General features: G+C 43.5%; 7 protein-coding genes and 1 pseudogene. 4 read left to right on the forward strand and 4 right to left on the reverse strand.

Annotated elements, in window-relative coordinates; all coding sequences use genetic code 11:
• Positions 1-711: pseudogene (locus LOSG293_RS08905) on the reverse strand (IS30 family transposase); the annotation flags it as partial.
• A gap of 102 nt (positions 712-813) precedes the next feature.
• Between LOSG293_RS08905 and LOSG293_RS08915 the strand changes: the two are divergent.
• The 3 genes from LOSG293_RS08915 to LOSG293_RS08925 are packed head-to-tail and all read left to right on the forward strand — an operon-like array spanning position 814 to position 3267.
• The gene (locus LOSG293_RS08915) at positions 814-1317 is read left to right on the forward strand and encodes a Firmicu-CTERM sorting domain-containing protein (protein WP_051907279.1); all 504 of its coding nucleotides are present in this window, start codon (positions 814-816) and stop codon (positions 1315-1317) included.
• A gap of 7 nt (positions 1318-1324) precedes the next feature.
• Positions 1325-1951 carry an exosortase family protein XrtG gene (gene xrtG, locus LOSG293_RS08920; protein WP_034529501.1) on the forward strand — a complete coding sequence of 209 codons (627 nt, stop codon included), beginning with the start codon at positions 1325-1327 and terminating at the stop codon, positions 1949-1951.
• Positions 1948-3267 (forward strand): TIGR03111 family XrtG-associated glycosyltransferase, encoded by a 1320-nt coding sequence (locus LOSG293_RS08925; protein WP_034529503.1) that lies wholly within the window; start codon positions 1948-1950, stop codon positions 3265-3267. The genes xrtG and LOSG293_RS08925 overlap by 4 nt, the downstream gene beginning before the upstream one ends.
• Before the next feature lie 52 nt (positions 3268-3319).
• On the opposite strand, the gene adhE is transcribed toward LOSG293_RS08925, so the two are convergent.
• The 3 genes from adhE to LOSG293_RS08940 all read right to left on the reverse strand — a co-directional run bounded on the left by adhE (position 3320) and on the right by LOSG293_RS08940 (position 9195).
• On the reverse strand, positions 3320-5935 hold the full coding sequence (gene adhE, locus LOSG293_RS08930; RefSeq protein ID WP_034529506.1) for a bifunctional acetaldehyde-CoA/alcohol dehydrogenase: 2616 nt from the start codon (positions 5933-5935) through the stop codon (positions 3320-3322).
• 293 nt (positions 5936-6228) lie between these two features.
• Positions 6229-6756, reverse strand: coding sequence for a DUF1836 domain-containing protein (locus LOSG293_RS08935; protein WP_034529509.1), 528 nt, complete (start codon positions 6754-6756; stop codon positions 6229-6231).
• Between the two features lie 72 nt (positions 6757-6828).
• A complete protein-coding gene (locus tag LOSG293_RS08940) occupies positions 6829-9195 on the reverse strand; it encodes an HAD-IC family P-type ATPase (protein ID WP_034529512.1) in 2367 nt (788 codons plus the stop codon).
• A gap of 148 nt (positions 9196-9343) precedes the next feature.
• Between LOSG293_RS08940 and LOSG293_RS08945 the strand changes: the two genes are divergently transcribed.
• Positions 9344-10186, forward strand: coding sequence for an aldo/keto reductase (locus LOSG293_RS08945; RefSeq protein ID WP_034529515.1), 843 nt, complete (start codon positions 9344-9346; stop codon positions 10184-10186).
• Positions 10187-10407 lie beyond the last annotated feature (221 nt).

The raw sequence follows: 10407 nt of genomic DNA on the forward strand, positions 1-10407 counted from the left end.
AATAGGTCTTAATACCATATTGTGATTCAAATGATACTAGCCCACTAAACTCAGTACCACGGTCCACAGTAAAACTGTGCACCGGTCCATTAAAAGTTATTAGGAACTTAGTCAGTGCTTCATTAACACTCGCTGTCGTTCGGTCCTTTAACCGATATGCCCAAAGGAACCGTGATTTGCGATCGATTAAAGTTAATAAAACTGCCTTACTATGCCCACGAGGGCCAACGACGGTATCTAGTTCAAAATCACCGATGCGATTACGTTGATTAATCATCATGGGACGCTGTTCAATCGATCGCCCCAAAGATTGATTATATTTGGATCGTTGGTCAACGTTACGCTGTTGGCGTACGCCATGTTCAGGTAGATCATTCAAGGAGAAACCAATTCTCCCCTGATTTAGCCAATTATAAATAGATTTAGTAGCTAGAATTCGTGAGCAATCATTCCTGGTGACCAGCTTAGATGTAAATGGTTGAGAATTGTTTGCTTTAACTCATCGCTCAGCTTAGTTTTCCGACCACATCGTGATCGCTTGTATTCGGCATCTGTTTGTGCTAATTCAGCCTGATAAGGTTGACATCGAGATAATTCATAAGAAATTGTTGACGGTGATCGGTTCAGCCGAACGCCCATTTGGATATTGGACAGCCCTAGTTCACAAAAGGTTTCGATTTTAATTCGTTCGGAATAGGTTATACTAGACAAAAGATCAGCTCCTAAAAGATGGGTTTGTGGTAAACACCATTTTAAAGGAAGCTGATCTTTTTTGTCCGAACAGCGTTCGGATTAATTTTACAATCTACTTTATTGACTGACGATCAAAATGTCTATTTTTACTTACTAATGAGTCCCAAACTACAAGGTGGATTCACTAATTTCCTAGCCACTGGTTACGAATTAACCGTTGGTGGCAAACGATATTATCTGACTTTCAATAACTACAGTACCGTAACTCTCGAAGTCGGTCAGAAACAAGCCGTGGCGATGAACATTTATGGTGCAGATGGTTCCAATGTCAGCCTTTCCAACCAGGCATACGTTGGAAGACAAGTCATCGAACAAGAAATGGGTGATGGATCCAAAGTTGATGGCAGTGGTTATGTACTTGAGTGTACTATTCCAATCAACGCATTATCCGGTGTATCTGATACAAGTGGTCAAACTATTGCCATGTCAAACAACAATCTTTGGTCCGGTTCAGTCGAAGCAGCCGGTGGAAACACTGGAGCAATCATTTTAGTCGGTATTGGCTTCGTTATTGCCGTCGGTAGCGTTTGGAAATTCTCTAGCATCAGAAAGAAACGGGGGTAACGACCCGATGAATGTGTATTTAATTCTTGGCTTTATTGTTTGGCTCTACTTACTTTCCGTTTTGAAACGAGCTCAAGTCCCAGCCTTCTATTTTATTTTTGGCTCGGCAGGGCTCTTTTTTATTCTCATCGGCTTGAGTGATCCTTACTGGGTTTGGTTCTTTACGCACGCCGTCATCAATGGTGTACGCTGGATTGGTGATTTGACCGGAATGGTCTCCATTATGAATCGCTATGGGCTGGTTAGCATCAACAATCCTACCGCTCCTTTGACCATGAGCATTGATTATGAATGTTCCGGCATTATTGAAACCATGGCCTTTCTCAGCTTGATGACCTTTTTCCCAATTTTTAATCGCCGCGAGCGAGTTTTCTTTGGCTTGGTAGGCTTATTCTGGATTTACGCCGCTAATGTCTTACGCCTCGCAATCGTAATTGTCATGGTCCATTTCATGGGCGGTGGAGTCTTCTTCCTGGCCCATTCAATCATCGGCCGGATGGTCTTTTACGTTCTGGTCATTGCCCTTTACTATAACGTCTTTACTTTCTCGCAGATTTCGTATAGTTTGTATGACACCTTCGCCAGGAATATAGGACGTTTACGAACGAAATTGAAAAGAGGCGAAACCTCATGAGTTACTGGCTAGATTTAACCCTTTTTAAAATGGGCTTTTGGCTCACTTGGGCATTAATCCCAATTTTAGCGGAAATTATTCCGTCCCTAATTTCCAGTATTCGCATCATTATCCATAATGCGCATCCTAAACCCCAGGCATTTCCTGATAAAATGCCAATGATTTCGGTATTGGTCCCCGTTTACAATTCTGAGGATACCCTGTTTGCGTGTTTAGATTCGATTTCCAAATCTACCTACCCCAAGGATTCACTTCAGGTCATCGTGGCGGATAATCAAAGTACGGATAATAGTTTTAACATCTTTGCTGAGGCACAAAATCAGTTTAAGGACCTTCATTTATCCATCATTCATACCGCAAAGGGTAAGGCCCAAGCATTAAACGAGGCGCTTTACGCTGCGGTTGGTACCTATATCATCAACATTGATAGTGACGGTGTGTTGGAACCTCACGCATTAACGAACATGATTCTCCAATTCGAAAATGACCCCGAAATGACCGCACTTACTGGAACCATTTTGACGCAAAAGCAGCCACTCAAAGAACGTGGCCATCTGCTGCAATATAATGAGTACTTCGAATATGGTCAGGCCTTTCTTTCTGGGCGTGTCATGGAATCCCATAACAACCGGTTATTCACCATGTCGGAGGCTTTCTCCGCCTTTCGAAAAGAAGCGGTACTAACCTCATTTTTATACGACATTGATTCTATTGGTGAAGATACTGACATGACTTTCCAAATTCGTGACCGAATGCAGGGTCGCGTCGGGCTTTGTGCGGATGCCATTTTCTACATCGAACCGATCAGCAATCTGGGAGAGCTCTATACACAGCGACAACGCTGGCAACGGGGGGAAGTCGAAGTGGTCCATCAGTACTCACACAATCTTGGCGTGCGGGGATTTTACAAAAATTTCATGGTCCGTCGCCTGCTGAAAGATCACACCTTCCTATTTCCACGAATGATTTGGCTTTGCGCTAGTATCGCGCTACTCTTTTTTCGATACTCACCGATTATGATGGGGATGTCCTACATAATCATCTACCTACTCTACATTTTGGTCAGTTTTTTCAACTATCTATGTGTCCTTCAACTACTAAAAAAGTTTCCCGAGGAACATCACTTTTATCGTAAACAATGGTGGGTCATTCTGATCATGCCCCTCTACAATTTTATCTGTGCCATCATCCGGTTCATCGGGGTGCTCAACAGCATGACGACCACTTCTGGTTGGAATTCGACCCCCTTTAAAACGGAAATGCAGCAAATTTGGTCCGTGTTCCGTCGTGACCTATCAAGAAATCGAACTAAATAAAAAAATGGAATTGAAATTCGCAAAGAATTTCAATTCCATTTTTATTTGGTTATTACTTTTCAACACCCTTACCATCATATTCATCAATCATAATTTGCTTTAATTCTGAAATGAGGGGTTCCTTAGGGTTAGCAGTTGTACATTGATCTTCGTAAGCCAATTCAGCCAAGTGATCAACAGCACTTTCAAAGTGTGCTTTGTCCACGCCGTTTGCCTTCAAGCTCAAGGTAACACCAACTGAATGAGCTAAATCAATAACCTTTTGTACCAAGGCTTCCATAAGCTCTTCTTTAGTATTCCCCTTCAAACCGAGGTAACGAGCGATTTCAGCGTAGTCTTCATCAGCACGGAAGTACTCGTACTTAGGCCACATCGTCAACTTCTTAGGTTCCTTGAAGTTGTAACGAATAACGTGTGGCATCGTGATCATGATAGCAAGACCATGAGGTAAACCAAACTCACCACCGAGTTTGTGGGCAATTGAGTGGTTAACACCCAAGAAGGCGTTCGCAAAGGCCATACCAGCTAAGGTAGCGGCATTGTGCATCTTTTCGCGGGCAGTTGCGTCACCGTTGTATGAATCAGTGAGGTTTTCCATCACTAACTTAATCGCTTGGAGTGACAATGGACGTGTGTAGTCTGACGCCATGTTAGCAACGAATGATTCGATGGCGTGTGACAGAGTATCCAAACCAGAGTAAGCAACGGTGCCCTTTGGTACAGTTTGAACGAATTGTGAGTCCACGATGGCAACGTCTGGTGTCAACGCATAATCAGCCAGTGGGTACTTCACGTGAGTCTTCGCATCCGTAATAACGGCAAATGGTGTCACTTCTGAACCAGTACCTGAAGTTGTTGGGATAGCGATGAATTGTGCCTTGTTTGGCTTTTCGAGTTCGTAAGTTCGCTTCCGGATATCCAAGAACTTTTGCTTAGCACCGAAGAAACTTGCATCTGGATGCTCGTAGAATAACCACATTCCCTTAGCAGCATCCATTGGTGAACCACCACCAAGTGCGATGATTGTGTCAGGTTGGAATGTCCGCATTTGTTCGGTACCCTTGTTTACAGTATCAGTAGTTGGGTCTGATTCTCTAACAGCAAAGAGTGAGTATTCGATTTCGTTAGGACGACGCTTCAATTCGCCAAGTACCTTGTCCACATAACCATGTTCAATCATGGATGGTGAGGCAACGATGAAGACCTTTTGAATGCCAGGCATTGAGTTTAAGTAACGGACAGATGTCTTTTCGAAGTAAACTCGAGGTAACTTAACCCATTGCATGTTATTACGCCTCTTTGCGATAGTCTTGATGTTCAATAAATCAAATGATGAAACGTTATGAGATACAGAGTTCTTACCCCATGAACCAGTTCCTAATGTTAATGAAGGAATCATTTCGTTGTAGATGTTACCAATTCCACCAATAGCAGATGGTGTGTTAACAAGGACACGACTAGCTTTCATCTTGATACCGAATTCAGTAGCTAAATCGTCATCTTCAGTATGAATTGAAGCGGTGTGGCCTAATCCACCAAAGTGAAGTAAGTCGTTAGCTAATCTGAAAGCATCCTTGTGATCTTTAGACTTGTAAACTGACAAAACAGGTGAAAGCTTTTCAGCTGATAACCAGTCTTCAGGACCCACTTTAGTAATTTCAGCGGCCAAGACTTTAGTGTCTTCAGGAACGTCAATTCCGGCAAGTTCAGCAATCTTAACAGCTGACATTCCGGCGATTGGGCCCTTAACGCCACCACGCTTTGGATCAAACATAGCGTCAGCTAATTTTTGGTGATCCGCCTTTTTAATGAAGAAAACTTTGCGATCCTCCATTTCAGCCTTAACATCTTTGTAGATGTCAGCATCAATGATGGCACTGTTTTCTGAGGCACAAACCATACCGTTATCGAATGTCTTGGAAAGGACGATGTCGTTTACGGCACGCTTGATTTTAGCTGTCTTTTCAACGTAAGCAGGACCGTTACCTGGGCCAACACCCAAGGCTGGCTTACCAGTTGAGTAAGCTGACTTAACCATACCAGGACCACCAGTTGCTAAAACAGAAGCAACCATTGGGTGGTTCATCAAGGCTGAAGTAGCTTCAATGCTTGGCTTGTCGATCCATTGGATAACGCCTTCTGGAGCACCAGCTGCAATGGCAGCTTGTGCAACAACCTTAGCGGCTTCCACTGAAGATTTTTGAGCTTGTGGGTGGAAAGCAAAGATAATTGGGTTCCGAGTCTTAACGGCGATTAATGATTTAAATAGGGTTGTTGAAGTTGGGTTCGTAACGGGTGTAACACCGGCGAGGATTCCCAGTGGTTCAGCAACTGTGATTAATTGGCGTTCGCGGTCATCGTTGATGATACCAACGGTACGGTCGTTTTTAATACTGTTCCAAATTTCTTCAGTTGCAAAAATATTTTTGATTGCTTTATCTTCAATAACACCACGGCCAGTTTCTTCATAGGCAATTTTGGCGAGCTTCATATGGTTATCAAGACCTGCCATCGCCATTTGGTGCACGATGTGGTCAACTTGTTCTTGGGTAAAGTCGTCCATGGCACAAAGTGCGTCATGAGCTTTACTTGTGAGGCGGTCGATCATTTGATCTACGGATTCGTTTTGGTCAATTTTAGTTGTTGTTTTTTTGATTTCTTTTAACATTACCAATAACCTCCAAATTATCTCTCAAATACTTGTTATCTTTTTCACATTCTCTATACTATCACGGATTTTAAAAATGTAAATAGTTTTGTTTCGACTTTTTTATGAATTCATCCAAAATCACCATCCCTTTACTATCAAGGGTTTACAGTAATTTATTGTGAAGTATATTTTATGAAATCGATTTCTTTGTCGTTATGTGAATGTTTTAACGTAGTCGTGTTTTTGCACAAAAAAAGAGGATCAACTCGAAAGCTGATTCCTCCTGTACCAAATATTACATTTAAAAAAAATTATTTGACCTTATCGATTTGGCGAATTGGTCGTTGAATGAGTTTAAGTAATTGTTGTGCTTGAATACTATCAATGACCGCATCAACCGCTACCTGCATCAATTTTTGATTCAAGGTGCTGGTGTGAGGTTCCTTGCGATCTTCACCCAAATGAGCTAACCCATCATTCAGCGTATCAATGAAATTATCGTACGCCTGCTTCGGAAAATCACCGGCTGTAACCTGGTTCATCCCCGATCGAATCGTTTCCATTGAAAACATCGGCTTCAATAAACTAATCATGATGAGGTCCACCAAGTGCATCGTCTGATACTTCTTCTTGACCGGTGCAATGATGACCTTCTTCTTCACGTAGTTATTTACCATCGCTGCCGTCAGTGTCTCTAATCCGAGCGCGCCTAACGTACCATTCAAATAGGCCAAGACCTGATCCATATACAAGTCAAACTTCGGTAACTCTGACCAATGTGGCAATTGAACTTGGCGAATCCGGGATTCCCACTGTTGGTATTTTTCGTAGTCGTTCACTCAAATCACTCCTCACTTGTTACCTTCATCATAACAGATTATCTAGTTTTGTAAACTAGGTTATCCATCGAATTAGTTAGAAGAACGCCACTTAATTCGGCTGAAAACCCGTTTGCCCAAACTTTCTTGAATGAGGAAGTAAACTGGGTAAACGCTAATCAACAGCGGAATATACAGACTCGCCAAGCCCCAGTTGAACAGCGACACAAGCGAGAAGAGTGGACTCAAGAAAATAACGGCAAAGATGAAGGCAGCGCCCATCGTGCCAAGTAACAGCACTTTTAAACGATTGAGTGGCTTCGACACTGCCAATAAAGCGGTCCAACAAACGGCCCCCGTCAAGATAACGCTAAGGGTGGACGTTTCTGCATACGGTAACCCAAAAAATCGACCCCCCACCACAAAAATAAGCGAGATGTAGCCAACGACACAAATGGCTGCGGGCACTGCCACCTCCATCACTTGTTTCATAAATTTATCGGTAATGCGGGCATAATTGGGTTCCAGCGCCAGAACGAAGGATGGAATCCCCACCATCAGTGAGTTAATCGGTGTCAGTTGGATTGGCTGGAACGGATAGCCACTTTCCAAGAAGATGAAAATTAGGCTAAGGACAACGGAATACATTGTTTTAATGAGGTATAACGACGCAACCTGCTCTATATTGTTAATGACCCGACGGCCCTCGTTCAGCACCGCCACCATCGCATCAAAGTTCGAATGAATCAGCACGAAATCAGAAATACTCTTAGCGGCTTCACTACCACTTGCCATTGCAATCCCGCAATCCGCTTGACGTAGCGCCAAGATGTCATTCACGCCATCCCCGGTCATCGCCACCTTGTGCCCTTGTTCCTGCCAAGCTGCTACAAGCTGTTGCTTTTGGTCAGGCTTAACTCGACCGAACACTGTGTACCGCGAAACCAATTGGGCATAATCCGGCTGCTCACCTGTTTGACTCATATCAACAAATTGGTCAGCATGCGCAATTCCCGCATTTTGGGCGATGTTACTGACCGTGACTGGGTTGTCACCCGAGATGACCTTCAAGGCAACATCTTGATTTTGAAAGAATTCGAAAGTATTTTGGGCGTTTTCCCGTAATTCATCCGTAATTAAAATTAAAGCTAACGGTTTGACCTCACCTAGACCAGTTGTCTCAAGTTCACTCGTTTCCGCAAAACATAGCACCCGATAACCTTCCTGAGAATAGGTTTCGATTTGGCGTTGCAAGGATTTCGGAACCGATTTGAGCATGAATTCCGGTGCACCAAAGGCATAATTAGTATCTTGAATTTGGGCCCCACTCCATTTACGAGCGGAAGAAAATGGCACGATTTTTTTTGCGGGGACTGTAGCAGCTGGTAAAAAACGGCGTAGTGCTTCGGCAGTTGCGTTATGATCATAAATGCCATCAGTCAAGTTACTCAATTGGACCTGTAATTGGCCTACAGCTTGTCCGCCCAATGGCAAAATTCGGTTAACCACTAGATTACCGCTGGTGATTGTTCCAGTTTTATCCAAACACAGCGTATCCACCCGCGCTAGCGTTTCAATAGCTGGTAACTCTCGCACTAAAACATTGCGATTGGCTAATTTACGGGCCGATACCGCCAAAGCTACGGAGGTCAAGAGGACTAGACCTTCTGGAATCATCCCAATCATGGCAGCTGATGTTCCTAAAATAGCCTGATTAAGGTCACTGCCATGAATCATCAGCTTGGACGTAAATAAAATAACGCCGAGCGGGATAATGACAATCGTCAAAATTTTAATAATCCGGTTAATAATATTTAAAAGAACACTATCATGTCGGGCTTTCTCCGTCGGGACTGCCTCAGTAAGTTGATGGACATAGCTTTGAGAACCAATGGCGGTCACTTGGACAATGGCTTGACCACTGACGATAAAGCTCCCCGAGGTTACTGGGTCATCGACGGACTTGCTTATTGGATTAGGTTCCCCCGTGATCAGCGATTCATCCAACTCGACACCCTTCGTCTCTCGAATCACGCCGTCCAATGGGAGCTGGTCGCCCATCGCAAGTACCATTAAATCACCTAAAACCAGATCTTCTCGCTTCAGATGAAGCAATTCGCCATTTCGGCGAACCGTAACTTCCCCCTCAGATAAGATTGCCATTTTATCAATCTGACGCTTAGAACGGATTTCCTGGAAGGTTCCAATGGCAGTGTTGGCAATGGCGATGCCTAGGAAAAGCAGATTCTTATAGCTGCCCGTGTAAGCAATGAGAACCCCTAGGATAACGTTAATTAAGTTAAAAAGGGTTAAAAAGTTACCACTAATAATCTCTTGAACGGATTTGGTCAGTGGTTTAGTCGGCTCATTTTTTTGACCAGATTGAACTGCCCGCCGAACTGCTTCGGTGGTTAATCCGTGCTCTAATGGTGTGGCAGCTTGCATTTTCGCATCAGTCATCTGGTTCACCTCATATATTTATTACCATTATGATACTCAATATTAGTGGTACCGCGCACCATTTTTGACCATCTTTATGAAAAATTTGGAACTTTAGTAATGCGCTTTCAATGTTATAATAGTGCTATTGACTAACGGAGGTAACGGCATGACAGAAATTGAAAAAACACTCACGCTTAGAGACGGTAACAAGATGCCACTAGTTGGCTTTGGAACCTATTTGCTGAGTGATCAAGAAACCATGGATCTTACCATTAAAACAGCTTACGAGGCAGGTTACCGGCTATTTGATACCGCCCAATTTTATCGAAACGAAGATTTTTTGGGCCAATCACTCGTCAATCTTCAGATTCCTCGTGACGAGGTCTTCATTACATCCAAGGTGGCTGAATTCAGTCAGGGATATGATTTGACCATCGCTGGTGTTGAGGACTCCCTGAAACGACTAAAGAGCGATTACATCGACTTGATGCTGGTTCACTGGCCAATTCAATCCGAATTTTTCGACACCTGGCGCGCACTTGAAAAACTCAAACAAGATGGCAAAGTGAAATCAATCGGTGTTTCCAATTACCAACAGATTCACCTACAATTCTTGGCAACCCAGGCTAAGGAAATGCCAGCTGTTAACCAAGTCGAACGTCACCCTTATCTGACTAATCAGCCATTGGTTAAATACGACAAGCAAGAAAACATCGTGACCCAAGCTTGGAGCCCACTGGGCCGTGGCGTCGTGCTGGATAACCCGATGATCAAGAAGATTGCGGCCCATCACGACAAGACCATCGCCCAAGTCATTTTAAGATGGCAAATTCAGCAGGGTGTCGCCATCATCCCCAAGTCCAAAACACCGGAACGAATCAAAGAGAACATTGACATCTTCGACTTCGAACTCGCTGAGGACGAGATGGGCATGATTGACCTACTGAACAAGAACCAGCGGACGGGAAATGAACCAGAACTCGTGTATGAATTGGGAAGACAGTATTAAACCGAAAGAAAAACAAGACTAGTTTTCTTTCGCCATCTGGTTTAAAAACAATAAGAACGTAGGCGTTGACATTCCCAATTTCAGGCGTAAACGCTTCATTTCCCAACACAAAAAACGGAGCCCCGGGACTGCTCCGAGTCAAGTAGACAGTTCAAATAATTAAAATAGCTATGCAGTTTTTAGAATGGCATGATTCCGAAATTCTTTCGGGGTCATGCCAT

The organism is Secundilactobacillus oryzae JCM 18671, assembly GCF_000740055.1.
GTDB classification, from domain to species: Bacteria; Bacillota; Bacilli; order Lactobacillales; family Lactobacillaceae; genus Secundilactobacillus; species Secundilactobacillus oryzae.